The sequence below is a fragment of the Streptomyces sp. NPDC002817 genome (assembly GCF_053592055.1).
Genome location: NZ_JBSFUY010000009.1, coordinates 140,856 through 166,063, shown reverse-complemented (window position 1 = coordinate 166,063; position 25,208 = coordinate 140,856). Strand labels below are relative to the sequence as shown.

General features: G+C 71.0%; 23 protein-coding genes. 15 read left to right on the top strand and 8 right to left on the bottom strand.

The annotated features are described in order from the left end of the window. The first annotated feature begins 118 nt into the window (after window positions 1–118). The 8 genes from ACWD3I_RS19765 to ACWD3I_RS19730 are packed head-to-tail and all read left to right on the top strand — an operon-like array spanning window position 119 to window position 7,945. On the top strand, window positions 119–1,195 hold the full coding sequence (locus tag ACWD3I_RS19765; protein ID WP_365400732.1) for a sugar ABC transporter substrate-binding protein: 1,077 nt from the start codon (window positions 119–121) through the stop codon (window positions 1,193–1,195). After that, the gene (locus tag ACWD3I_RS19760) at window positions 1,192–2,697 is read left to right on the top strand and encodes a sugar ABC transporter ATP-binding protein (RefSeq protein WP_365400729.1); all 1,506 of its coding nucleotides are present in this window, start codon (window positions 1,192–1,194) and stop codon (window positions 2,695–2,697) included. The genes ACWD3I_RS19765 and ACWD3I_RS19760 overlap by 4 nt, the downstream gene beginning before the upstream one ends. Next, window positions 2,690–3,715, top strand: a complete 1,026-nt coding sequence (locus tag ACWD3I_RS19755) for an ABC transporter permease (protein ID WP_365400726.1) — start codon at window positions 2,690–2,692, stop codon at window positions 3,713–3,715. The genes ACWD3I_RS19760 and ACWD3I_RS19755 overlap by 8 nt, the downstream gene beginning before the upstream one ends. A 37-nt stretch (window positions 3,716–3,752) precedes the next feature. Then, the gene (locus ACWD3I_RS19750) at window positions 3,753–5,108 is read left to right on the top strand and encodes an L-fuconate dehydratase (protein WP_365400723.1); all 1,356 of its coding nucleotides are present in this window, start codon (window positions 3,753–3,755) and stop codon (window positions 5,106–5,108) included. Then, complete coding sequence (locus tag ACWD3I_RS19745) at window positions 5,105–5,860, top strand: SDR family NAD(P)-dependent oxidoreductase (protein WP_365400720.1); 756 nt, start codon at window positions 5,105–5,107, stop codon at window positions 5,858–5,860. The genes ACWD3I_RS19750 and ACWD3I_RS19745 overlap by 4 nt, the downstream gene beginning before the upstream one ends. Next, the gene (locus tag ACWD3I_RS19740) at window positions 5,857–6,816 is read left to right on the top strand and encodes an aldo/keto reductase (protein ID WP_365400718.1); all 960 of its coding nucleotides are present in this window, start codon (window positions 5,857–5,859) and stop codon (window positions 6,814–6,816) included. Before ACWD3I_RS19745 ends, ACWD3I_RS19740 begins: the two co-directional genes overlap by 4 nt. Next, window positions 6,813–7,127, top strand: a complete 315-nt coding sequence (locus ACWD3I_RS19735; RefSeq protein ID WP_266885161.1) for an L-rhamnose mutarotase — start codon at window positions 6,813–6,815, stop codon at window positions 7,125–7,127. Before ACWD3I_RS19740 ends, ACWD3I_RS19735 begins: the two co-directional genes overlap by 4 nt. Then, window positions 7,124–7,945, top strand: coding sequence for an amidohydrolase family protein (locus ACWD3I_RS19730; protein ID WP_365400714.1), 822 nt, complete (start codon window positions 7,124–7,126; stop codon window positions 7,943–7,945). The genes ACWD3I_RS19735 and ACWD3I_RS19730 overlap by 4 nt, the downstream gene beginning before the upstream one ends. Here ACWD3I_RS19730 and ACWD3I_RS19725 read toward each other — a convergent pair. After that, window positions 7,933–9,354 carry a lipase maturation factor family protein gene (locus ACWD3I_RS19725; RefSeq protein ID WP_365400711.1) on the bottom strand — a complete coding sequence of 474 codons (1,422 nt, stop codon included), beginning with the start codon at window positions 9,352–9,354 and terminating at the stop codon, window positions 7,933–7,935. The two genes, ACWD3I_RS19730 and ACWD3I_RS19725, sit on opposite strands and share 13 nt — an antisense overlap. Before the next feature lie 134 nt (window positions 9,355–9,488). Between ACWD3I_RS19725 and ACWD3I_RS19720 the strand changes: the two genes are divergently transcribed. From ACWD3I_RS19720 to ACWD3I_RS19710, 3 genes are read left to right on the top strand one after another with little or no spacing between them, the layout of a single operon-like run. Next, on the top strand, window positions 9,489–10,715 hold the full coding sequence (locus ACWD3I_RS19720; protein ID WP_365400708.1) for a DUF6777 domain-containing protein: 1,227 nt from the start codon (window positions 9,489–9,491) through the stop codon (window positions 10,713–10,715). Between the two features lie 59 nt (window positions 10,716–10,774). Further along, window positions 10,775–12,850, top strand: coding sequence for a SpoIIE family protein phosphatase (locus ACWD3I_RS19715; protein ID WP_365400706.1), 2,076 nt, complete (start codon window positions 10,775–10,777; stop codon window positions 12,848–12,850). 31 nt (window positions 12,851–12,881) lie between these two features. Then, window positions 12,882–13,745, top strand: a complete 864-nt coding sequence (locus ACWD3I_RS19710) for an Fpg/Nei family DNA glycosylase (RefSeq protein ID WP_365400703.1) — start codon at window positions 12,882–12,884, stop codon at window positions 13,743–13,745. Between the two features lie 4 nt (window positions 13,746–13,749). Here the strand turns inward: ACWD3I_RS19710 and ACWD3I_RS19705 are convergent, their stop codons facing one another. From ACWD3I_RS19705 to ACWD3I_RS19690, 4 genes are all read right to left on the bottom strand, one after another. Then, complete coding sequence (locus tag ACWD3I_RS19705; protein ID WP_365400700.1) at window positions 13,750–14,589, bottom strand: hypothetical protein; 840 nt, start codon at window positions 14,587–14,589, stop codon at window positions 13,750–13,752. A gap of 97 nt (window positions 14,590–14,686) precedes the next feature. Beyond that, window positions 14,687–15,337, bottom strand: coding sequence for an anti-sigma factor family protein (locus ACWD3I_RS19700; protein WP_365400697.1), 651 nt, complete (start codon window positions 15,335–15,337; stop codon window positions 14,687–14,689). Between the two features lie 207 nt (window positions 15,338–15,544). After that, window positions 15,545–16,060: a hypothetical protein gene (locus ACWD3I_RS19695; protein WP_266885145.1), complete on the bottom strand. Its 516-nt coding sequence runs from the start codon at window positions 16,058–16,060 to the stop codon at window positions 15,545–15,547. A 135-nt stretch (window positions 16,061–16,195) separates the two neighbouring features. Beyond that, window positions 16,196–16,741, bottom strand: coding sequence for a sigma-70 family RNA polymerase sigma factor (locus ACWD3I_RS19690; protein WP_171146847.1), 546 nt, complete (start codon window positions 16,739–16,741; stop codon window positions 16,196–16,198). 202 nt (window positions 16,742–16,943) lie between these two features. Here ACWD3I_RS19690 and ACWD3I_RS19685 point away from each other — a divergent pair, with 202 nt between their 5' ends. Next, a complete protein-coding gene (locus ACWD3I_RS19685; RefSeq protein ID WP_365400694.1) occupies window positions 16,944–18,101 on the top strand; it encodes a CapA family protein in 1,158 nt (385 codons plus the stop codon). Window positions 18,102–18,122: 21 nt separating this feature from the next. Here the strand turns inward: ACWD3I_RS19685 and ACWD3I_RS19680 are convergent, their stop codons facing one another. Then, window positions 18,123–18,596 carry a MarR family winged helix-turn-helix transcriptional regulator gene (locus tag ACWD3I_RS19680; RefSeq protein ID WP_365400691.1) on the bottom strand — a complete coding sequence of 158 codons (474 nt, stop codon included), beginning with the start codon at window positions 18,594–18,596 and terminating at the stop codon, window positions 18,123–18,125. A 57-nt stretch (window positions 18,597–18,653) separates the two neighbouring features. Between ACWD3I_RS19680 and ACWD3I_RS19675 the strand changes: the two genes are divergently transcribed. Beyond that, the gene (locus ACWD3I_RS19675; protein ID WP_365400688.1) at window positions 18,654–19,472 is read left to right on the top strand and encodes an alpha/beta fold hydrolase; all 819 of its coding nucleotides are present in this window, start codon (window positions 18,654–18,656) and stop codon (window positions 19,470–19,472) included. Window positions 19,473–19,478: 6 nt separating this feature from the next. On the opposite strand, the gene ACWD3I_RS19670 is transcribed toward ACWD3I_RS19675, so the two are convergent. Then, complete coding sequence (locus tag ACWD3I_RS19670) at window positions 19,479–19,940, bottom strand: universal stress protein (RefSeq protein WP_365400685.1); 462 nt, start codon at window positions 19,938–19,940, stop codon at window positions 19,479–19,481. An 88-nt stretch (window positions 19,941–20,028) separates the two neighbouring features. Here ACWD3I_RS19670 and lysX point away from each other — a divergent pair, with 88 nt between their 5' ends. Continuing rightward, on the top strand, window positions 20,029–23,301 hold the full coding sequence (gene lysX / locus ACWD3I_RS19665) for a bifunctional lysylphosphatidylglycerol synthetase/lysine--tRNA ligase LysX (RefSeq protein ID WP_365400682.1): 3,273 nt from the start codon (window positions 20,029–20,031) through the stop codon (window positions 23,299–23,301). Window positions 23,302–23,390: 89 nt separating this feature from the next. Next, entirely contained in the window at window positions 23,391–24,239 is an 849-nt protein-coding gene (locus ACWD3I_RS19660; protein WP_451084124.1) for a polysaccharide deacetylase family protein, read from the top strand. A gap of 30 nt (window positions 24,240–24,269) precedes the next feature. Here ACWD3I_RS19660 and ACWD3I_RS19655 read toward each other — a convergent pair whose 3' ends face one another. After that, window positions 24,270–24,938 carry a class F sortase gene (locus ACWD3I_RS19655; protein ID WP_266885131.1) on the bottom strand — a complete coding sequence of 223 codons (669 nt, stop codon included), beginning with the start codon at window positions 24,936–24,938 and terminating at the stop codon, window positions 24,270–24,272. Window positions 24,939–25,208: the final 270 nt, after the last annotated feature.

The window sequence follows — 25,208 nt, the reverse complement described above, 5'->3', positions numbered from 1 at the left end:
GGTCCGACCACTACGGCCCAAACTCCGGAAAACTCGCCGTCGGAGGGTGTTCTTTCGGCTGAGTGGTCTGATAAGTATGCGGTCATCTGCTCGAACACGCTCAACGAGGAGCCGTGAGATGCCCTGCAGGACAGTGCGAAAGCGGAACAGGTCCCGGATGGTCGGCGCGGTGGCAGCGGCCGCGGTCGCCTCGCTCGTGCTCGGCGCGTGCGGGAGCACCAAGGACAACGCCGACTCGGCCGGCGGCGGGAAAGGGGACGGCACCGGCAAGGTCGGGGTGATCCTGCCCCTGCTCACCTCGCCGTTCTGGCAGTCGTACAACGACTACGTCCCGAAGATGGCGAAGTCCGAGGACGTGGACGCGCTGAAGACCGTCAACTCCAACAGCGACCCCTCGCAGCAGATCACCGACATCAACAACCAGCTCAACCAGGGTGTCGAGGGCCTGGTCGTCGCCCCGCTGGACAGCGCCGCCATCGAGGCCGGCCTCGACCAGGCCGAACGCAAGGGCGTCCCCGTGGTCGCCGTCGACGTCGCGCCCGACAAGGGCAAGGTCGCCATGGTCGTCCGCGCGAACAACGTCGCCTACGGCGAGAAGGCCTGCGACTACCTCGGCAAGCAGATCCCCTCCGGCAAGGTCGTGCAGATCATGGGTGACCTCGCCTCGGTCAACGGCCGGGACCGCTCGGAGGCGTTCCGCGCCTGTGTGAAGAAGAACTTTCCCGAGCTGAAGGTGCTGGAGATCCCCGCCAAGTGGGAGTCCGACACCGCGGCCTCCAAGCTGGACACCCTCCTCAACGCCAACCCCGACATCAAGGGCATCTACATGCAGGCCGGCGGCGTCTACCTCGCGCCGACCCTGCAGACCCTGAAGTCGAAGGGGATGCTGAAGAAGGCCGGGCAATCCCGCCACATCACGATCGTCTCCAACGACGGCATCCCGCAGGAGTACGACGCCATCCGCAAGGGCGAGATCGACGCCACCGTCTCCCAGCCCGCCGACCTGTACGCCAAGTACGGCATGTACTACATCAAGGCGGCGATGCAGGGGAAGACGTTCCAGCCCGGCCCGACGGACCACGACTCCACCATCGTCAAGCTGCCCAGCGGCATCCTCGAGGACCAGCTGCCCGCCCCGCTGGTCACCAAGGAGAATGTCGACGACCCCGAGCTGTGGGGCAACACGGTCGGATGAGCAGCCAAGCCGGCACCCCCCTCGTCGAGGCCCGCGGCATCGTCAAGCGCTACGGCCCCACCACCGCGCTCGCCGACGGCAGGCTCACCGTCCTGCCCGGCGAGTCCCACGCCCTCGTCGGCCGCAACGGCGCCGGCAAGTCGACCCTGGTCACCGTGCTCACCGGCCTCCAGGCGCCCGACGAGGGCGAGGTCCGCTTCGACGGCGAGCCCGCACCCGCGCTCGCCGACCGGGACGCCTGGCGCCGCAAGGTCGCCTGCGTCTACCAGAAGCCGACCGTCGTCCCCGAACTCACCGTCGCCGAGAACCTGTTCATCAACCGGCAGCCACTCAAAGGCCGTTTCATCAGCTGGCGCCGCCTCAGGGAAGAGGCCGCGGCACTCCTCGACACCTGGGACGTGCGCGTCGACCCGGAGGCACGCACCGCCGACCTCAAGGTCGAGGACCGCCAAATGGTGGAGATCGCCCGGGCGTTGAGCTTCGGAGCACGCTTCATCGTCCTCGACGAACCGACCGCCCAGCTCGACAAGCGGGAGATCGAGCGGCTCTTCGCCCGGATGCGGGCCCTGCAGGAGAACGGCGTCACGTTCCTCTTCATCTCCCACCATCTCCAGGAGGTCTACGAGGTCTGCCAGACCGTCACGGTCCTGCGGGACGCCCGCTGGATCACCACGGCACCCGTGGCCCACATGCCCCGCGCGGCCCTCGTCGAGGCCATGGCCGGAGAGACCATCGCCGAGCAGACCGTGGCGGTGAGGGACGTCGACCCCACCGCACCCGTCGTCCTGGAAGCGCGCGGCCTCACCTCGGCCGCCTACCGGGACGTCGACCTGAGCGTCCGCCGCGGCGAGGTCGTCGGGCTCGCCGGCATCAGCGGCAGCGGCAAGACCGAGCTCGCCGAGTCGTTCACGGGACTGCACACGCCCACCGGCGGCACAGCCCGACTCGACGGCGAGCAGCTGCCGTTCGGGGACGTGCACCGATCTCTGGAAGCCGGCGTCGGCTGCGTCCCGCGCGACCGGCACGGCCAGGGCCTGGTGTTCGGCATGACCATCGGCGACAACGCCACCATGACCGTCCTGGACCGGCTCGGCCGCTTCGGCTTCGTCGGCAGCGACCGCAAGCGCGGCTTCGCCACCGAGCTGATCGAGCGTCTCGACATCCACACCGAGGGCCCCGACCAGCCGGTGTCCGACCTGTCCGGCGGCAACGCGCAGAAGGTCGTCATGGCCCGCGCCCTGGCCTCCGACCCCCGCCTGCTGGTGCTCATCAACCCCACCGCGGGCGTCGACGTGAAGTCCAAGGAATCCCTCCTGGCCCGCGTGGACACCGCCCGCGAGGACGGCACCGCGGTACTCGTCGTCTCCGACGAACTCGACGACCTGCGCCGCTGCGACCGCGTCCTCGTCCTCTTCCACGGCCGCGTGGTCGCCGAGCACCCGGCGGGCTGGCGCGACCACGAGCTGATCGCCTCCATAGAAGGAGTGGACCAACATGGCTGACACCAAGGCGCCGCCGGTGAAGCTGCCGCGCGTACCCGAGGCGCGGGTGGCCCGTACGGTCCTGCTCCGCCGAGCCCGCGAACTGGCTCTCGTGCCCGCCCTGTTGGTGCTCATGGTGCTGGGCACGATCGTCAACGACTCGTTCCTCACCGAACGCAACCTGATCTCGATCCTCGGCGCCTCCGCCGCACTCGCCATGGTCGTGCTGGCCGAGTCGCTGGTGCTGATCACCGGCAAGTTCGACCTGTCCCTGGAGTCCGTCGTCGGTATCGCGCCCGCCGTGGGCGCGTTGCTGGTGCTGCCGGCCGCCCAGTCCGGCTGGGGCACCGAACTCCCGGCCGCGCTCGCCCTGTTCGCGGTGCTCCTGGTGGGGGCCGCCGTCGGCGCCTTCAACGGCATCCTCGTCGTCAAGTTCAAGCTCAACGCGTTCATCGTGACGCTCGCGATGCTGATCGTGCTGCGCGGACTGCTGGTCGGCGCGACCAAGGGCAAGACGCTGTTCGGGATGCCCGACAGCTTCTACTCCCTGGCGACCACCACCTTCCTGACCGTCCCGATGTCCGTGTGGGTCGCGGCGATCGCCTTCGCGGTCGCCGGACTCGTCCTGAAGTACCACCGCATCGGCCGCGCCCTGTACGCCATCGGCGGCAACGCCGACGCGGCCCGCGCCGCCGGTATCCGCGTCGAACGCGTGATGCTCGGCGTGTTCGTGGTCGCGGGCACGCTGGCCGCGGTCGGCGGGATCATGCAGACCGGGTACGTGGGCGCGATCAGCGCCAACCAGGGCAACAACATGATCTTCACCGTCTTCGCGGCCGCGGTGATCGGCGGCATCAGCCTCGACGGCGGCAAGGGCACCATGTTCGGCGCCCTGACCGGCGTACTCCTCCTCGGCGTCGTCCAGAACCTGCTCACCCTGGCCCAGGTGCCGTCCTTCTGGATCCAGGCCATCTACGGCGGAATCATCCTGCTCGCCCTGATCATCGCCCGGGTGACGACCGGCCGCGCCCAGGACTGACCTGCCTGTTCCCACGACCCCGACCGAGAGGCCCTCAGTGTCACCGACCCCCGGCCCCCCTGTTCGCATCATCGCGCTCGACACCCATGACATCCGTTTCCCGACCTCGCGCGAGCTCGACGGCTCCGACGCGATGAACCCGGACCCCGACTACTCGGCCGCGTACGTCGTCCTGCGCACCGACGGGACCGACGGGCACGAGGGGCACGGTTTCAGCTTCACCATCGGGCGGGGCAACGAGGTCCAGGTGGCCGCCGTCCACGCGCTCAGGCACCACGTGATCGGCCGGGACGTCGAGGAGCTCTGCGCCGACCCGGGGACCCTCAACCGCGACCTGATCGGCGACAGCCAGCTGCGCTGGCTCGGCCCCGAGAAGGGCGTGATGCACATGGCGATCGGCGCCGTCATGAACGCCGTGTGGGACCTGGCCGCCAAGCGCGCCGACAAGCCGCTGTGGCGACTGCTCGCCGACGCCGACCCCGAGTGGCTGGTCGCCCAGATCGACTTCCGCTACCTCACGGACGTCCTCACCCCTCAAGAGGCGCTGGAGATCCTCCGCAAGGGCAGGGAGGGCGCCGAGGAGCGCACGGCCAGGCTGCTGGAGCGCGGCTATCCCGCCTACACGACCTCCCCCGGCTGGCTCGGCTACGGCGACGAGAAGCTCACCCGGCTCGCCACCCAGGCCGTGGCCGACGGCTTCCGGCAGATCAAGCTGAAGGTCGGCGCGGACCTCGACGACGACGTACGGCGCTGCCGTGTCGCCCGCCAGGTCGTCGGACCCGACGTCCGTATCGCCATCGACGCCAACCAGCGCTGGGACGTCGACGACGCGATCCGCTGGACCAAGGCGCTTGCCGAGTTCGACCCCTACTGGATCGAGGAGCCCACCAGCCCCGACGACATCCTCGGCCACGCGGCGATCCGCCAGGCCGTCGCCCCGGTGAAGGTGGCCACCGGCGAGCACGTCCAGAACCGCGTCGTCTTCAAGCAGCTCCTCCAGGCCGGCGCCCTCGACATCGTCCAGATCGACGCGGCCCGCGTCGGCGGTGTCCACGAGAACCTCGCGATCCTGCTGCTCGCCGCCAAGTTCGGCGTACCGGTGTGCCCCCACGCGGGCGGCGTCGGTCTGTGCGAACTTGTCCAGCACCTGTCGATGTTCGACTACGTGGCGGTCACCGGTACCACCGAGGACCGGGTCATCGAGTACGTCGACCATCTGCACGACCACTTCCTCGACCCGGTGGTGATCAGGGAGGGCCACTACATGACACCCACCGCACCGGGCTTCTCGGCCGCCATGAAGGCCGAGTCGATCGCGCGGTACACATTCCCGGACGGCGCCTTCTGGGCCGCCGACCTCGAGACCTCGGGCAAGAAGGGGCATGCGGCATGAGTGACTTCGAGGGGCTGAAAGCCCTGGTGACCGGCGGCGCCTCCGGCATCGGCCGGTCCACCGCCGAACTCCTGGCCGCACGCGGCGCCCGGGTCGCCGTCCTCGACCTGAACCCCTCCTCGGTGGCGGAGCCGCTGCTCGGCTTCAAGGCCGACGTCACCGACGACGCCTCGGTGCGCGAGGCGGTCGCCGCCGCCGTCGCGGAGCTCGGCGGCCTCGACATACTGGTCAACAACGCGGGTATCGGCGCCCAGGGCACCGTCGAGGACAACGACGACGCCGAGTGGCACCGCGTCCTGGACGTCAACGTCGTCGGCATGGTCCGCGCCGCCCGTGCCGCCCTGCCCCACCTGCGCCGGTCCACGCATGCGGCCATCGTCAACACCTGCTCCATCGCCGCCACCGCGGGCCTTCCGCAACGCGCCCTCTACAGCGCGACCAAGGGCGCCGTGCACTCCCTCACCCTCGCGATGGCCGCCGACCACGTCCGCGAGGGCATCCGCGTCAACTGCGTCAACCCCGGCACCGCCGACACGCCCTGGATCGGCCGCCTCCTCGACAAGGCCCCCGACCCGGCCGCCGAGCGCGCCGCCCTGGAGGCCCGTCAGCCCAGCGGCCGTCTCGTCTCGGCGGACGAGGTCGCGGGCGCCATCGCCTATCTGGCGAGCCCGCTGTCCGGCGCGACCACCGGCACCTCCCTCGCGGTCGACGGCGGCATGCACGGCCTGCGACTGCGCCCGGCGGGCCAGTGAGGAGGGCCCCCAGGACCCCGGGCGGCCTGGGCTTCGGGGCCGCCGGCATCGGCAACCTCTTCGCCGAGGTCACCGACGAGCAGGCGTACGAGGCCGTGTCCGCCGCCTGGCAGCGAGGCATCCGCTACTACGACACCGCACCCCACTACGGCATCGGCCTCTCCGAACGCCGCCTCGGCGCGGCCCTGCGCGAGCACCCGCGCGAGGAGTACACGATCTCGACGAAGGTCGGCCGCCGCCTGGAACCGTGGGCCGGCGGCGGTGACGACCTCGCGGACGGCTTCGCGGTCCCCGCCACACACCGCCGCGTCTGGGACTTCACCGAGGACGGCATCCGACGCACCCTGGACGCCAGTCTGGAACGGCTCGGCCTCGACCGCGTCGACGTGGTCTACCTCCACGACCCCGACGACCACGCCGAAGCGGCCTTCCGGGAGGGCTACCCGGCCCTGGAGAAGCTCCGCGCGGAGGGCGTGGTCGGTGCGATCGGCGCGGGCATGAACCAGACGGCGATGCTCACCCGCTTCGTGCGCGACACCGACGTGGACGTGGTGCTGTGCGCGGGCCGCTACACACTGCTGGACCAGAGCGCGCTGACCGACCTGCTGCCCGCGGCCGTGGCGCGCGGCACCTCCGTCGTCGTCGGCGGCGCCTTCAACTCCGGCCTGCTGGCCGACCCGCGCCCGGGAGCGACGTACGACTACGCCGGCGCACCGCCCGAGTTGCTGGACCGGGCCCTGCGCCTGAAGTCCGTCGCCGAGCGTCACGGCACCACCCTGCGGGCCGCGGCCCTGGCCTTCTGCGCGGCCCACCCGGCGGTGACCAGCGTCCTCGTCGGCGCCCGCTCGGCCGCCGAAGTCCACGACTGTGCGGACCAGTTCGAGACCGCGGTGCCACCGGAGTTCTGGCAGGAGCTCAGGGACACCGGATTCCTGCCGGTGGAGGAGCCGTCATGAGAGTCGCCCTGCACACCAAGGTCCGCGCCGACCGCATCGCCGAGTACGACGCGGCCCACCGCGAGGTCCCGAAGGAACTCACCGACGCGATCCGCGCCGCCGGCGCCACCTCCTGGACCATCTGGCGCAGCGGCACCGACCTCTTCCACGTCCTGGAGTGCGAGGACTACGGCCGGCTCCTCGCCGAACTGGAGAAACTGCCGGTCAACGTCGCCTGGCAGGCCCGCATGGCCGAGCTCCTCGACGTCGTGCACGACTACTCCGACGAGGGCTCGGCCGCCGGCCTGCCCGTCGTGTGGGAGCTGCCGTGACGGTCGACGCGCACCACCACGTCTGGGACCTGTCGGTGCGTGACCAGGACTGGATCGCCGAGGACAGCCCGATCCGGCGGGACTTCACCGTCGCGGACCTGGCCCCCGAGGCAGCGGCAGCCGGCGTGGACCGGACGGTCCTCGTCCAGACGATCACCGTCGCCGAGGAGACCCCGGAGTTCCTGGCGCTGGCCGCCGAACACGACCTGATCGCCGGGGTCGTCGGCTGGACCGATCTCACCCGTCCCGACATCGCCGACGAACTGGCCCGCCTCGGGGAACTCCCCGGCGGCCGGTACCTCAAGGGCATCCGCCACCAGGTCCAGGGCGAGCCCGACCCGGAGTGGTTGCTGCGGGCGGACGTACGCCGAGGTCTCGCCGCCGTGGCCGCGGCGGGCCTCGTCTACGACCTCCTCGTCCTGCCCCGCCAACTGCCCGCCTGCGTCGAGGCGGCCGCCGCCCTGCCCCAGCTCACCTTCGTCCTGGACCACGTGGGCAAGCCCCCCATCGCCTCCGGCACCCTCGAACCGTGGGCCGCCGGCCTCCGCGCCCTCGCCGCGCACCCCAACACGGTCTGCAAGCTCTCCGGCATGGTCACCGAGGCCGACCCCGCCGGCTGGACCGTCGACGACCTGCGCCCGTACGCCGACGTCGTCCTGGACGCCTTCGGCCCGGACCGTCTGATGTTCGGCTCGGACTGGCCGGTGTGCGGCCTGGCGGCGACGTACGCCCAAGTCCTGGACGCGGCGGAGGAACTGGTCGGCTCCCATGACCGGCGGATCTTCGGGACGACCGCCACCAGGGTCTACGACCTCTGAGTCACCCCCGCCAGCCTGGTCGGCGGCAGATACTCCCGCACATACGTCCGCTCCCAGCAGGCGCCCGTCTCCCGCAGCTCGCGCCAGCTCGTGTACTGGTAGCGGAAGAGGCGGGCGCGGATGTAGCGGGGCGGGGCGTCGGGCGGGAAGGGGGAGCGGCGCAGCAGCTTGAGGGTGTCGCGGTCGTTCTCCAGGAGCCGTTCCACGAAGGCGGCGAACCATGGACCGGCGTAGGACGGGGACAGCGCTGCGAACCACATCAGCCAGTCCAGGCGCAGATGGTACGGCGCGAACTGACGCGGCCAGTGCCTTGGGTCGCCGGGCTTGCCCTTGAACTCGTACTCCCGCCAGTCCGAGTCCTCGCGCGGCACCTCGTCGGCTGTGCCCTCGACCACCACCTCGTACCGGAACCGGCTGACACTGCCGAACGCCCCGTAGGTGTTGACCAGATGGAGCGGGTCGAAGGAGCGGTTCATGATCTGGCGGCGGGAGATCATGTTCGTCACCGGGTGGTAGCTGAGGTACGCGATCAGCGCGGCGACGGTCAGGACCACGATCTCGTACCAGAGCGGGGCGGCGGGCGGGGAAGGCGGGTCGCCCGGGAGCTCCAGCGCCGAGACCGCGAGCACGATCGTGATCCAGTTCAGCCAGGAGAAGTTGCCCGACAGGACCAGCCACAGCTGGGTGACGATCATCAGGGACGCGGCCGCCGTGGCGATCGGCTGCGGGGTGAACAGCAGGACGGGGACGACGAGTTGGGTGAAGTGGTTCGCCGCCACCTCGGCCCGGTGCAGCGGGCGGGGGAGATGGTGGAAGAACCAGCTCAGCGGGCCCGGCATCGGCTGGGTCTCGTGGTGGTAGTCCAGGCAGGTCAGCTTCCGCCAGCACGCGTCGCCGCGCATCTTGATCAGCCCCGCGCCGAACTCCACCCGGAACAGGATCCAGCGCAGCAGGAACAGCACGACGATCGGCGGGGCCACTTCGTCGTTGCCGAGGAACACGGCGAGGAAGCCGACCTCCAGGAGCAGGGACTCCCAGCCGAAGCTGTACCAGGTCTGGCCGACGTTGACGATCGACAGATACAGCACCCACGGCACCAGCCACAGCACCATGCCGCCCCACAACGGCAGTTGTGAGTCGAGGCCGGCCAGCAGTGCCGCCGAGATCGCGCAGCCCGACCAGGCGCAGGCCGCGAAGAAGCGGTCCGAGTAGTGCAGTTGGAACAGGCTCGGTGCCGCCTTGAACGGGATCCGCTGGACATGGCGGGGGATGGGCAGCATGCCGCGCGCGCCGAGCAGCGCCCGGAACTGCAGGGCCGCCGTCAGGAACGCGACGAGGTACACGCCGGCCAGGGCCCGCTGGAAGACCAGCCGGCTCAGCCAGTAGTCGGGTGCGGTGAACCAGTCCACGGCGAGTGCTCCTCCGCCCATTGTCGCGCCGGAACCCTGTGTCACGCTCCGTGTACCGCGCCTCCGCTTGCGTAACCCAAGTGAGTGAAGCAGACAATGGTGACGAACTGCCCGGCTTGAGGCGGGAGAGCACGGTGCGTCCATCCACCGGAACCTTCGTCACGGCCTGCGCGCTCTCGACGGCACTGATCGCCGTCGGCTGCGTCGGCTCCGGCGACGAGACCACGAATTCCAGCGGAGAACTCCTTCTCCAGCCCGTCGCGGCCCCGGGTCCCGACCCCTTCACGGACTCGACGCAGACCTCGACGGCCACACCCTCGCCCGTCACCCGAACGCGGCAACCGGCACAGTCGGGCGCGCGGTCGATCTCCGGCGGTACGCCCGGCCTGTACGGCGGCACCGTCGGGTCCGGCAGCTGTGACGTGAACCGGCAGATCGGTCATCTCACGGCGGACCGGGCCAAGGGGCGGGCCTTCGCGCAGGTCGAGGGCATCTCCCAGGGCTCGATCCCGTCGTATCTGCGCTCGCTGACCTCGGTCGTGCTGCGCGCCGACACCCGTGTCACCAACCACGGCTACCGGGACGGGGGCTCCACCACCTACCAGTCCGTCCTCCAGAGCGGCACCGCGGTCCTCGTCGACACCCGGGGTGTGCCGCGGGTCCGCTGTGCCTGCGGCAACCCGCTCACGCCGGCGCGGGCGACGAGCGGCGGCACGGTCACCAGTGGGCGGCCGTGGTCCGGCTACCGGCACGGCGAGGCGGTCGTGGTGGCCCCGGCGCCCCGGGTGATCACCCACATCACGATCATCGACATCGTCGACAACACCTGGATCGAGCGGCGCTGCGGGCACGACACCCGGCACGACCACGTCGTACCGCGTCCGCAGCCGTTGGCGCCGACATCGACGCATCCGCCGAGCCCGTCCAGGAGTGAGTCCGGCGCGCCGGAGAGCCGGCCCGACGCGAGTCCGGGTACGGACGCGAGCGCAGATCTGAGCGTCGGCCCGAGCGCCGGTGAGAGCGCCTCTCCGAGCGAGGAGAGCTCCGCGCCGGACAGTCCGGCGACCGACTGCGTCACCCCGACCGTCACCACCACCCCGGGCCTCCCCGTGACCGGCACTCCCACCACCGAGGACCCCGCCTGCCCCGCCGCCACGGTCACGGCGACACCTCCGACCGCGACCGTGCCCGACGGGCCCACGGTCGAGGACCCGTCGGTCACGGAGGAGGAGGTCGGTCCGGAGACCGTCCCGGACGCCCCCGACGTCCCCGACGGCGGCGGCCTGATCCCCGACAGTCCCGACGAGCCGCCGGCGACCGACAGCATCTTCGACAGCCCCACCGGCGTATTCGGCGGCTGACCTCCACGCGTCGGTCCCTACCAGTCGAAGAATCAGACAAACCCTGGCAAGGTGGGCCCATGGTTGATCGGGGAGCGAGCGCCCTGTCACTCCCGGACGACTGGCCCGCCCACCCGGACCCGATCCTGGCGCTCAACCGCATGGGCAGCTTCGACTGGGACCTGGACACCGGTCTGTTCCACATGGATGCCCAGGCTCACGAGGTCTTCGACCTGCGCCCCGACGAATACGACGGCCACCCCGAGACCCTCGCGATCCGGGTCCCGTCCCCGGAGGCCTACCGGCTCGACGCGCTGGTCTCCCAGGCCATGAAGGACGGCAGCGAGAACTACGGCACCTACTTCCGCATCCGCTGCCGCAACGGTTCACTGCGCTGGACCCACACCCAGGGCTACATCCGGCGCGACGAGACGGGCCGCCCGCGCCGCATCGTCGGCATCGTCCGTGACGCCACCCAGGAGATCCAGGACATCGAGGACCGCCGCAGACAGGCCAGCCGGGACGAGGCCCGGCAGGAGCAGACCAACGTCGTCCAGCTGACCACGGCGGCCCTCGCGTACGCCCGCACCGTCGACGACGTGATCGACGTCCTCAAGGACACCCACGGCCTCACCCACCTCGGCGCCACCAGCCTGGTCATGGGGCTGGTCGAGGCCGGCCGGATCCGGCTGGTCGCGGAGGGCCCCGCGGGCAGCTTCGTCCCGGGCACCGACGTCACCCGCATCGACGAGCCGTACCCGATGAGCGAGGTCGTGCGCACCCTGACCCCGCGCTTCATCGAGTCGCCGCAGGAGTTCGCCGAGAGCTATCCGCTGCTGTGGCCGCACATCACCGACCTGAGCATCACCTCGGCCGCCTACCTCCCGCTGATCGCCCAGGCCCGGCCCATCGGTGCCATGGGACTGCTCTACAGCGACCGGCGCGGCTTCTCGCCCGAGGACCGCAACGTCCTCGTCGCGCTGGGCTCCAGCATCGCGCAGAGCCTGCAACGGGCCATGTTCTACGAGCAGGAGAAAGACCTCGCCAGCGGGCTCCAGCAGGCCATGCTGCCGCGCACCATCCCCAGCGTGCGCGGCGCCGACGTCGCCGTCCGCTACCGCTCGGCCGCCTTCGGCCGGGACATCGGCGGCGACTGGTACGACCTCATCCCGCTGCCCGGCGGCCGGGTCGGCGCCGTCATCGGCGACGTCCAGGGCCACGACACCCACGCCGCCGCGGTCATGGGCCAGCTGCGGATCGTTCTGCGCGCCTACGCCGCCGAGGGGCACACCCCCGCCGCCGTGATGGCCCGCGCCTCCGTCTTCCTGCACGAACTGGACACCGACCGCTTCGCGACCTGCCTGTACGCCGAGGCCGACCTCGCCACCGGAGTCGTCCAGGTCGTCCGGGCCGGGCATATCGACCCCCTCGTACGGCAGGCCGACGGCAGCTGCCGCCGTGTCCCCGTCGAGGGCGGGCTGCCGCTCGGTCTGTCCGCCGAGTTCGGGCGCCTGGAGTACCCCGTCGGCACGGTCGAGCTCGACCCCGGGAACACGCTGATGCTGTGCACCGACGGCCTGGTCGAGACGCCCGGCGCCGACCTCGACGACGGCATGCAGACCCTCACCGCCCTCATCACCTCCGGCCCCGCGGACGTCCGCGACCTCGCCGACCGGCTGATCGACGTGGCCGAGGAACGCGGCGGCGACGACGACGTGGCCCTGCTCCTGCTGCGCCGCCGGGGTCTGGACGCCCCGCAGTCAGGCGGCCGCCTCCAGCAGCACGTCGCCTCGGGCGATCCGGAGGCGCTGGCCGAGGCCCGGCACATGATCCGCGCGGCGGTCCGGGCCTGGGGCGCCCGGGACCGGGCCGACGAGATCGAGCTGGTCGCCGACGAGCTGGTCACCAACGCCCTCATGCACACCGAGGGCTCCGCCATCGTCACCCTGCGGGTCCTGGCCGGCTCCGACCGCCGCCTCCGTGTCGAGGTCGAGGACTCCTCCAGCGCCCTGCCGCGCCGCCGAGAGGCGGGGGAGTCGGGGGTCTCGGGGCGGGGCCTGCTCCTGGTCGACCTGCTCACCGACGTGTGGGGCGTGGAGGCGCGGGGCAGCGGCAAGTGCGTGTGGTGCGAGTTCGTGGTGCGGGAACGGAGCTGAGCACTCCGGTCCCTGGTGGCACTCTGGACGTATGCCGGAACTCCCCGAGGTCGAAGCGCTCAAGGACTTCCTGACCGAGAACCTGGTCGGCCACGAGATCGTGCGGGTGCTGCCCGTGGCGATCAGTGTCCTGAAGACGTACGACCCTCCGCTCACCGCGGTGGAGGGCCACGAGGTCACCGCGGTGCACCGGCACGGCAAGTTCCTGGACCTCGTCACCGACGGCGGTCCGCACTTCGTGACCCATCTGGCCCGCGCCGGCTGGCTGCACTGGAAGGACCGGCTCCCCGACGGACCGCCCCGCCCCGGCAAGGGCCCCCTCGCCCTGCGGGTGGCCCTGGAGACGGGCGCCGGCTTCGACCTGACCGAGGCGGGCACACAGAAGCGCCTCGCCGTGTACGTCGTCCAGGACCCCCAGGACGTCCCGGGCGTGGCCCGGCTGGGCCCCGACCCGCTCGCGGCCGACTTCGACGAGCGGCGGTTCGCGGACCTGCTGAAGGACGAACGCCGCCGGCTCAAGGGCGCCCTGCGCGACCAGAGTCTGATCGCCGGAGTCGGCAACGCCTACAGCGACGAGATCCTCCACGCGGCGAAGATGTCCCCCTTCAAACTGGCCGCCTCCCTCACCCCGGAGGAGACGGGACGTCTGTACGAGGCCTTGAGAGGCACCCTGACAGAGGCGGTCGAACGCTCCCGCGGTGTGGCGGCCGGGCGGCTGAAGGCCGAGAAGAAGAGCGGTCTGCGTGTCCACGGCCGCACCGGCGAGCCCTGTCCCGTGTGCGGCGACACCGTCCGCGAGGTCTCCTTCAGCGACTCCTCCCTCCAGTACTGCCCGACCTGCCAGACGGGCGGAAAGCCCCTGGCGGACCGCAGGATGTCGAGGCTGCTCAAGTAGCGCGTCAGCCGTGTTCGGTCTGGCGCCCGTACGCCACCGGCGCGCCCGTGAACGCGTCGAGGAGGACCCGTTCGCCGAGCTTGCGTTCCAGCTTCACGGTCACGTTGTCCATGAGCAGGTTGGAGGTGCACGGACCGTCGTCCGTTCCGACGATCGCCGCGGACAGCACCACGCTGCCGTCGGTCTCCAGGGCGCGCACCGCGGGCCCGTCGTCGCAGGCTCCATGGCCCGCGAGGACGGTGACGGACTTGCCGTCCGCGCTGGTCTTGATGAACTGCTCCAGCGGCATCTGGGAGTCCGTGGGAGTCTCCCGGGCGGGTCCGATCGGGGACTTGGGAAGCTCCGAGGGCTCGATCGCGACGCGCTTGAGCGGGGTGTCGTACCCCTTCAGCGTGAACAGCCAGGCCGGGACGGTGGCCGGACCCCGGCTGGTGACCAGGGTCGTCTTTCCCAACTTCGCCTCGGTCACGGTCAGATGCGGCCCGTCGTCGCCGCCGCGGGCCACACTGTCGTACGCCTGCCGCGCGTCCATGAGGGGAAGGGTGAGCGAACCGCCGCTCCGCCACTGGACCCTGCCCTTCTCGGGCGAGGTGGTGGGCAGTTCACCGTCGAGGACGAAGTGCTGTGCCCCGTAGGCCATCTTGTCGGCGGTGTTGCGGAAGGCGTTGTCGGGCAGCTGGACCACGTCCGCCATCGGGTAGTACCCCTTGCGCCACACCTCGGCCGCCCGTGAACCGTCCCAGGCGTCGGCCACCTTCTGGGCCCGGGACCTGGACTCGTCGCTCTGGGCGCGTGAGCCGTGTTCGCTGCCGCAGCCGGCGAGGAGCAGTGCGAACGGAACCAATAGACCGGCAGTTCGTGCGACGCGTGTACGCATGTGTTCCCCCAGGACCGAACGGTTGTCGCTCCTGAGACGCCGGGACCGTGCTCCGCGTTCGCCCTCAGCCGGAGTTGAGTGTCACCAGGTGCTCGCCGTCGGTGGTGCGGACCTCGTAACGGGCGATCTGGTCGGGGTGGTAGGACGAGGCGCCGTTCATGATGAGCTCACGGGCGTCGTGGCGCGGGACGTTCCAGGTGGTGACCGTCTCCTCGGTGCCGTCGTGGCCGACGATCACCAGGAGACAGGTGCGGGGGCCCGCCCCGTCCTTCACCTTCAGCTCCACCTGGGTGCCCGCGGTCTCGTCCGCGGCCGTGACCTGGGCCCATACCCCGGACCGTGCGTCGGTCGCCTCGATCTGCTGGGCCTTGTCCCCGCCGCCGGCGACGACCACGATCCCGGGTCCGGCCACCGCGAACGCGACGGTCGCCGCCACGGCGCACAGGAACCGCCTGCGTCCGGACCGATGGCGCGCCCCCACCTCGGAGAGCAGCCGGTCCAGCATCCGGGGGCCGGGCTTGGCCAGCGGACTCACGAACTGCGGGGTGGAGCGCCGGTACAGCATCAGCTGACGGGTTATGGGGCCGAATTCGGTGACGTGCGCCGCGCACCGAGGGCACTCCATGAGGTGATCCTCGAAGCGGAAGGCGTCCGCCTCGTCCAGCACGCCGAGCGCGTACGCGGCGACGTCGCGATGCCTCTCCTGGGACCTCATGCGGAATCCTCGTGCCGTTGGGTGTGGGTGGGGTTACTCCTTGCTCCCACCCGTACGCAGCGGACCGTCGAATCACTCAAGCCCCGCACAGAATCGCAACCATTGGATTCGGAGCGGCCAAACACGAGGATTGGTCCCGTTCGAAAAAAGTCCGGGACCGTCCCCTCCGACACCGTGCGCGGCCGGAACCCCGAGGCTGTGCATGGCTTAGAACAGGTGGATGGCGAGATGCCCGAGCGGCAGCCCGAGCTGCCAGGCCTTCGTCCACACCTGCGGGCCCTCGTCGTCGCCGATGCCCGAACCGCCGCCGGGCACCGCGTTGAGGTCCGGGGCGAGGAGTTCGGTCTCCTCCAACCATTGCCAGGCCGCCTCGGCCAGGTCCAAGTCAGGTGCGGGAGCCCCGGATTCGATGGCCTCGGCCGCGAGCCCCGCCATCCGCTCGCGTACCCAGTCCTGCCACGGCTGGTCGTACGCCGTCAGTGACAGCCAGGTCTCCAGCTGGGAGACGACCCGGATGCCGGACAGCTCGCCGTCGGTGTCGGACAGGAAGATGGTCAGCGCCAGGGCGTCGCGCCCGGCGCGGAACTCGAAGGACGTCGGCGGCATCAGATCGCCGGTCCGCAGCAGCTCGTCGGCGATGTACTCGGCGTACAACCAGGCCATGGGGACGGTGAGTTCACCGCCGCCGGCGCCGTCCGTGCTCTCTTGACCTCTGTGCAGCATCCCTTCCTGCCTTCCTCCGGTGCGTGCGCGTCGCCCGTTGCCGGGCCCCAGTGCGGAACACGGATGAAGACAGCCGATTACTCAACCATGGTCCTCAGCAAGGCGCTTTGCGAAGGCTTTGCCGCAACATGGGTTTCAGCGCAGGTCGGCCGCATATCCGGGAAGGACCCGGCGCAGGGCGCGCAGCGCGTAGTACGCGCGGGACTTCACGGTACCGGGCGGAATCCCGAGCGCTGCCGCGGCCTCCGCCACACTCGCCCCCTGGAAATACACCAGCACCAGGACTTCACGGTGCTCCGGAGTGAGTGTCTTCACAGCCTCGCGCACATCGAGGGTCGCCGCCGCCCGCTCGGCGTGATCGGCACAGACCCGCGCGTTCTCCAGGATCGCGTCCCCGACCTCCGGCGGACGCGCCTGCCGGGCCCGCCGGGCGTCTATCGCCAGCCGCCGTCCCACGGTCAGCAGCCAGGGTCGTACGGAATCGAAGTCGTCGGCCCGCAGCGCCTCGGGGTGCTGCCAGGCCCGTACGAGGGTCTCCTGGACGAGGTCCTCGGCGCGCTGGCGGTCTCCGTCGCACAGCCGGAGCAGTAGCGCGAAGAGAGGCCGGCCGTGCTCGCGCTGCAGTGCGGCGAGCTCGTGCTCGGCGGTCGTCCCGTTCGTGAGCGTGGTTCCGGCCGTCATGGCCGTATGGCATCGCAGCGTGCGGGTGAGGGACAGGGCACGTACCCGGATCTGCGGCGGACGGTCGATCGCGTCGACGAACGGTACGACGAACGGTTCCCTCCGCATCGCCCATAGGGCGAATGAACGTGCCCGGGCAGTTTGCGGCGGTGCTCATCTTCGTACGTATTGTGCGTAAATATGATCACAGTGGGGTGAGCTGATGATTGCACGCAGACGACAGGTGGCCCTGGCCCTCACGGCCCTCCTGGCCGCGGGCGCCGCCTGCCAGGCCCAGGACCACGAACCTCCCGAACGCCCCGGCCGTCCGGCCCCGTCCGCCGACGGGTCCCGCGGCTTCACACTCGTCGCCTCCGGCGACGTCCTCCCGCACAGCTCCATCATCGACCGCGCCCGCTTCGACGCGGGCGGCACCGGCTACGACTTCCGCCCGATGCTGTCCGGTGTCGAACCGGTGGTCTCCCGCGCCGATCTGGCGCTGTGTCACATGGAGACCGTCTACGGCGCCGACGGCGACTACACCGGATACCCCGCCTTCAAATCCCCGCCCGAAGTCGCCGAGGGCCTCGCCGCCACCGGCTACGACGGCTGCTCCACCGCCTCCAACCACAGCCTCGACGACGGCGCCCAGGGCATCAGCCGCACCCTCGACGCCCTCGACCGCCAGGGCGTACGGCACGCCGGCAGCGCACGCACCGAGGCCGAGGCGCGGACGGTCACGGTCCTGCGCGCGGGCCCCGTGAAGGTCGCCCACCTCGCGTACACCTACGACACCAACGGCTACCCCCTGCCGCAGGGGCAGCCCTGGGCCGTCAACCTCATCGACGAGGGCAAGATCCTCGCGGACGCCCGCGGCGCCCGGCAGGCGGGTGCCGACGTGGTCGTCGTGTCCGTGCACTGGGGCACCGAATGGCAGGACGCCCCCGACGACCGCCAGCTCACACTGGCGCGCTCCCTCACCGCCGCCCGTACGGGAGGCCGCCCCGACATCGACCTGATCCTCGGCACCCATGCCCATGTCCCGCAGGCGTACGAGAAGGTGAACGGCACCTGGGTGGTCTACGGCATGGGTGACCAGGTCGCCGGCGAGATGTTCAACCACCAGGGCGCGCAGGATCCGCGCGGCAACCAGTCCACCATCGGCCGCTTCACCTTCGTCGCGCCGGTGAAGCCGGGCGGCCGCTGGGAGGTGAGGAAGGCCGAGTTCATCCCGCAGCTGTTCGACGTCGACGCCGGCCGGGTGCTGAACCTCAACGAGGTGATCGCGGCAGGCGCCGAGCTGACCGGCGTGCGCGACCGCATCCGGGAGGTGGTGCTGAGCCGGGGTGCGGCGAAGGACGGTCTGACGATGGGGCAGTAGTGAAGGGGGAGAAACCGGCGGTCAGTCCACGTCCACGTGGTCGAACGTCCGCAGCATCTCCTTCAGCACGCGCGCGCACGCCTTGAGCTCGGCCCCGGTCAGATCGCCGCCGACCTGCCGGTTCAGGGCGTGCTCGCGAGCGAGGATCGCGGTGATCACGGCCTCGCCGTCCCCCGTGATGCGAATGAGCGAGGACCGCTGGTGCGCGGGGTTGGGCGTGGCCTCCGCCCAGCCGCGGTCCCTCGCCTCGTTGGCCATCCGCTGCACGAACTGCCGGGTCAGCGCCATGATCCGGCCCATCTGAGGCACCGTCATGGGCCCGTATCTGTGCAGCAGGACGAGCACGGAACGCACCCCGACGGAGACCCCCTCGACCTCCTCGCCCTGTTCGAGCTTGCGCAGGCCGCGCCGGTAGAGCGCGCCGACCAGGTCGAACACCTCGCTGACACGGTGGCCGAGCTCGTCGGGCGGGAGGGGTTCGTCGATGTCGTTCACGCCGCCATTGTGACACCTGAGTTGTCAAAGCCGCCAGAAGATGACACCTTGGTTGTCATGACAGTCGCTTCTGAACTGAGCTACTACACGTCCACCGACGGTGACCTCGCCTATCGCGACCTGGGCACCGGGGACGTCGTGGTGCTGGTGCACTCGGGGTTCGCCGACCACCGTGTCTTCGACGAGCAGATACCGGCGTTGGCCGCCGCCGGCTTCCGGGTCGTCGCACCCGACGTGCGCGGTCATGGCTTCTCCGCCAACGCGAGCAAGCCGTTCCGCTGGGCCGACGACCTCGGTGGTCTGCTGCGCCACCTCGACGCCGGACCCGCGGTCCTGGTCGGTCTGTGCATGGGCTCGGCGGTGGTGACCGACACCGTGCTGGAGTACCCCGAGCTGGTCCGAGCGGTGGTCGTCTGCGGCGCCGCAACCAGCGCCTTCGAGTACGCCGATCCGTGGACGCTGGAGCGCGCGGGCGAGTCGGCCCGCATGCTGGCCGCGGGCGACCTCGACGGCTGGGTCGAGGCCTTCGGACGGAACGCGGCCGGACCGCACCGCACGGTCGACGACATCGCCCCGGACGTCGTGCGACGGCTGCGGGAGATGGCGGCGCACACCGTCTCCAAGCACACGGCCGGCGAGACGGACTGGCTCACGCCCTTGGCCGATCCCTGGTCACGGGTCCCGAAGATCGAGGTCCCGGTCCTCGCCGTGCACGGAGCCCTCGACGCCTCCGACGCGATAGCCATGGCGGACCGGCTCGCGCACACCGTGCCCGACGGCCGCTCCGTGACCATCGAGGGCGTCGGGCACTACCCGCACATGGAGAGGCCCGAGCGGTTCAACGAGATCCTGCTCGACTTCCTCCGCACCCTCTGAACGGGTCTACGGGACCACGGTCACCGGCCACCGTCCGGCCTTCACCAGCCGCACCGCGACCGAGCCGACGATCCGGTGACCGGCCTGTTCGGAAGCGCCCACCACCACGGCGTCCGCCTTGAGTTCGTCCGCGGCCCGCACCAGGCCGCCGTAGGGGTCCCCGCGGAACGTGTGGAACTCCCACCGCACATCGAATATCCCCTTGGTGCGCTCGGTCGCCTCCCGGATCTGGGCGACCAGATCCTCGGCGATCTCGTCGGTCGTCTCCGCGACCGGTGCCCCGAGCGCCGCGCCCGCCGTCATCACCGGCTGCACGTACACGACCGCGAGGAGAGCGTGCTGGCGGCGGGCCAGGCCGCCGGCGTACGCCGCCGCTCGGAAGGAGGAGTCGGAGCCGTCCACTCCGACGACGATGACCTTCGGCCCGTCCGTGCCCCGCTCGAACCGGTGCGAGTGCTGTTCCGTCACGGCTGGAGGCTATCGGAATCCCCAGGTCCCGCCGCCGGGCGGGGCCTCCCGACGGGCGGTACGGCCCGGCTGTTCCTACAGTCGGAACATGAGTGCCACCGTCGAGGCCGTACCGGCGAAGGACACCACGGGCCCGACACGACGGCCCGGCAGCGGCCTCCTCAGCAGGGTGCCGGAAGCCTTCGCGGCCTTCTTCGGCGCCCTCGGACTGCTGTGCCTGCTGCTCGCCTTCATCCCGCCGCTGCGCAGCCTCCTCCGCCCCGTCGTCCGCCTCCTCGACCTGCTGATCGTTCCGGTCAGCGCCAACCTCGCCTACGCCGTCTTCCTCTTCCTGCTCGCCGGCGCCACCGCCGCCCGCAAGAAGGTCGCCTGGTGGCTGGTCGTCGTCTACCTGGGCCTGCTCGTCCTCGTCGACGCCCTGGGCGTGGCCGTCGGCCTGTACGCCGACTCCATCCCCTCCCTCGTCGTGTGCGGACTCGCTCTGGCCCTCCTCGTCGTCGCCCGCGGGGAGTTCTACGGCGCCTCCCGCCGCGCCGCCGTCCGACGGGCGGTCCTGGTCCTGCTGGCCGGCCTCGTCCTGGGCATCCTGGCCGGCTGGGGCCTGGTCGAGCTCTTCCCCGGCACGCTGCCGCGCGGCCAGCGCCTGCTGTGGGCCGCCAACCGGGTCTGCGGCGGCCTGGTCTCCGGCCGCTCCTTCGACGGCGCACCGCCCCGCGCCCTGTTCTTCCTCCTCGGCCTGTTCGGCGCCCTCGCCCTCCTCAACGCCGCCGCCACCCTCTTCCGCTCCCAGCGCATGGAGGCGTCCCTCCACGGCGACGAGGAGGCCCGTATCAGGGCGCTGCTGAAGGCCTACGGCGAGAAGGACTCCCTCGGCTACTTCGCCACCCGGCGCGACAAGGCCGTCGTCTTCTCGCCCAGCGGCAAGGCCGCCGTCACCTACCGCGTCGAGGCCGGCGTCTGTCTCGCCAGCGGCGACCCCGTGGGCGACCGCGAGGCCTGGCCGCACGCCATCGCCGCCTGGCTCGACGCGGCCCGCCGACACGCCTGGGCGCCCGCCGCGATGGGCGCCTCCGAGGACGGCGCCAAGGCCTACGCCCGCGCCGGACTCGGCGCACTCCAACTCGGCGACGAGGCGATCCTGAACGTGGCCGACTTCGACCTGGGCGGCCGCGACATGCGGGTCACCCGGCAGGCCGTGAACCGGGTCCGCCGCACCGGCGCCCACTGCCGCATCCGCCGCCACGCCGCCCTCACCGACGCGGAGATGGAGGAGGTCGTCGACAAGGCCGACGCCTGGCGCGACACCGAGACCGAACGCGGCTTCTCCATGGCCCTGGACCGCCTCGGCGACCCCGCCGACGGCGACTGTCTCCTCGTGGAAGCCCTCGACGAGGACGGCAAGCTGCTCGCCCTGCTGTCCTTCGTGCCCTGGGGCACCGACGGCGTCTCCCTGGACCTGATGCGCCGTGACCGCAGCGCACCCAACGGCGTCATGGAGTTCATGGTCGCCGAACTGTGCGCGGTGGCACCCAAGTCCGGCGTCCGCCGGATCTCCCTCAACTTCGCCGTCTTCCGCTCGGTCTTCGAGGAGGGCGCCCGCATCGGCGCCGGACCGGTGCTCCGCCTCTGGCGCCGACTGCTGCTGTTCTTCTCCAAGTGGTGGCAGCTGGAGGCCCTCTACCGCTCCAACGCCAAGTACCGCCCCGAGTGGTACCCGCGCTTCATCTGCTACGGCGAGACCGGCGCCCTCGCCCGCATCGGCCTCGCCTCCGGGATCGCCGAGGGCTTCGTCTCCGTACCGTCACTGCGCAAACTCTGGGGAAAGGGGCACCCGAAGGCCCAGCCTCGGCCGGCCACCACCGAGGGCCTGCCGTCGCTGTCGGCGCTCGGCCTCGACGGAGGGGACGAGGCCGGGGCAGCCGGCCCGGATGCGGGCCTGCCCGAACAGGCCCGCATCCGGCACCAGAAGCTGGACCGGCTGCGCGCCGAGGGCATCGACCCCTACCCCGTCGGCATCCCGCAGCGCACCCACACCCTCGCCGAGGTCCGCGAGGGCGAAGAGGTCACCGTCGCGGGCCGGGTCATGCGGGTGCGGGATCTCGGCGGCATCGTCTTCGTCACCCTGCGGGACTGGTCCGGCGACCATCAACTCGCCCTGACCCGCGACCGCGGCGGCCTCGACGGCTTCCGCACCGACATCGACATCGGCGACCACATCACCGCGACGGGCACGGCCGGCGCCAGCGACAAGGGCGAACCCACCGTCTTCGTCACCTCCTGGCAGCTCACCGGCAAGTGCCTGCGCCCGCTCCCCGACAAACGCCGCGGCCTGACCGACCCCGAGGCCAAGGTCCGCACGCGCTATCTCGACCTCGTCTCCAGCCCGGCCGCCCGCGAAGTCGTCCGCGCCCGCTCCACCGCGGTGCAGGCCCTGCGTCAGGGCCTGTTGAGCCGCGGCTACCTCGAGGTCGAGACCCCGATGCTCCAGCAGATCCACGGCGGCGCCAACGCCCGCCCCTTCACCACCCACATCAACGCCTACGACCTCGACCTGTATCTGCGCATCGCCCCCGAGCTGTACCTGAAACGGCTGTGCGTCGGCGGCCTGGAGAAGGTCTTCGAGATGGGCCGCACCTTCCGCAACGAGGGCGTCTCCTACAAGCACAACCCCGAGTTCACGATGCTGGAGGCCTACCAGGCCTTCGCCGACTACGACGTCATGCTCGACCTCACCCGCGAACTCGTCCAGGGCGCCGCCACCGCGGCCTTCGGCTCGCCGGTCGCCCGCAAGGACGGCACCGAGTACGACATCTCCGGAGTCTGGCCGGTCAAGACCGTCTACGGCGCCATCTCGGAGGCACTGGGGGAGGAGATCGACGCCGACACGGAACTGGTGCGGCTGCACCGGCACTGCGACCGCGTGGGCGTGCCGTACACCGGCGACGACGGCCGCGGCGACGTCGTCCTGGAGATGTACGAGCGGCTCGTCGAGGAGAAGACCCGACTGCCCACCTTCTACAAGGACTTCCCGACCGACGTCTCCCCGCTCACCCGCCAGCACCGGGAGGACCCGAGGCTCGCCGAACGCTGGGACCTCGTCGCCTTCGGCACCGAACTCGGCACCGCCTACTCCGAGCTCACCGACCCCGTCGAGCAGCGCCGCCGCCTCACCGCCCAGTCCCTGCTCGCCGCCGGGGGAGACCCCGAGGCGATGGAGCTCGACGAGGACTTCCTCGACGCCCTCGAGTACGCGATGCCGCCCACCGGGGGCCTCGGCATCGGCGTCGACCGGCTCGTCATGTTCCTCACCGGCCTGACGATCCGGGAGACGCTGCCGTTCCCGCTGGTGCGCCGCCGCTGACGGTCCGCCATAGGCCGGGCGGGTGCTTTCCTGCCGCCGCACCGGTGTAGTCCTGGTGCGTCGGCCATGGTTGGGGCGACTGATGAGTCATGACGAAGGATCAGTTCCTCACACGGCTGCTCTCGCGACGCCGGGCCCTGCTCGCCGGCGCCGCCGCTGTCGGCGCGGCCGGCACGGCCGGACTGTTCGCGGCCGGCACCGGCGACACCCCGAAGCGGCCCGTGCTCCCCGCCGCGGGCCCCCCGGCGCGCCGCCCGCTCAAGCCGTCCGCCTACCGCCTCCAGCCCCTGACCGGCTACGGCCCACCGCGCACCGCCCCCCGCCGCACCCTGGTGCGCCACGAGCCGCTGCTACGGGTGTCCGGGCGCGGCCGCACCATGGTGCTGACCTTCGACGACGGGCCCGATCCCCGCTACACCCCCGACATCCTGGACACCCTGGCGGAGTACGACGTCCGCGCGATGTTCTTCGTGTGCGGCGAGATGGCGGTCGACAACAAGGACCTGCTGACCCGCATGTCCGACGAGGGGCATGTCGTCGGCAACCACACCTGGTCCCACCCCCTGCTCACCCGGTTGAGCCGGGGTCGCATCCGCTCCGAGATGGAACGCACCTGCGACGTCATCGAGGAGGCGTACGGCGAACGCCCCCAGTGGTTCCGCGCGCCCTACGGCGCCTGGAACCGTGCCGCCTTCCAGCTCGGCGCGGAACTCGGCATGGAACCCCTCGCCTGGACGGTGGACACCCTCGACTGGACCGCCCCCGCGGCCCGCACCATCGTCGGCCGGGTCGAGAACGGCGCCGCCCCCGGCGTCGTGGTGCTCTCGCACGACGCCGGGGGCGACCGCTCCCAGAGCGTCCGGGCGCTGCGCGACTATCTGCCGCAACTCCTGGACTCCGGCTATCACGTCACCGTCCCGAGACGGCATTACGCATAGCACCGGATCGGCCCGCCCGGTCGGGGACGCTCAGCGGACCTCGACCAGGCGGGCGAACGTGACGACATTCCCCGCGTAACCGTTCTGCTTCGAGAAACCTCCGCCACAGGTGATGACGCGCAATTCCGGTGTGCCCTTGGAGCCGTAGACGCGGTCGCCCGGGAAGTTGTTCTTCTCGAAGACCTCGATGCCGTAGATCTCGAACACGGCCGTCTTTCCGTCCTTGCGCTGCACCTCGACGCGATTTCCCTTCTTCAGGGCCCCGAGTCCGTAGAACACGGCGGGGCCCAGTTTGTTGTCGACATGGCCCACGAGGATGGCGGTGCCCTTCTCACCGGGAGAGACCGCGCCGGTGAACCAGCCGGCCAGGTTCGGGTCCTCCGGCGGCGGCGCGCCCACCCAGCCGTCGGCGTCCAGGCCGACGGGCATGACCGGCGCGTCGACCTGGATCGCCGGGATCCTGATGCGGTCGGGCTCGGAGAACGGCTGTGGTGTCGCCGATCCGGCGAAGGTGCCGGGAACACGGCTGTCCGCCGCAGCGGCGGTCGCCGGCTGCGGCGGACCCACATCGAACTCTCCCGAACCGTTCCGAATGAGAGCGAGGCCGGTCAGCAGAACAAGCGCTATCACGCCCCAAGGAGCGCGCTTCTTCCGCCGCTCCTCCTCCTCGGCCAGTTCGGCCAGCTCGGACGCAGACATTCGACTACCCCTCTCGACGCGACCGTCGCCCCGTCATTCGCGCATACGAGAACGCTAAGTACGGAGGGCGGAACCGGCGACGCGACAGAAGCGAACGGGTGGCCCCCTCGCCGTGGGTGCGCCATCCGAGTTGCCGACGGCAGGAATTTTCTGACGGTCTGTGACCTGCGGCAATATCCGATTGTGCGCTTGTCGCTCGGCGTGTCCTCTCACCAGTACGGACCATTGCCGAAATGCGCCCGCGTGCACGGCATCTGAGGGTCGTTCTGG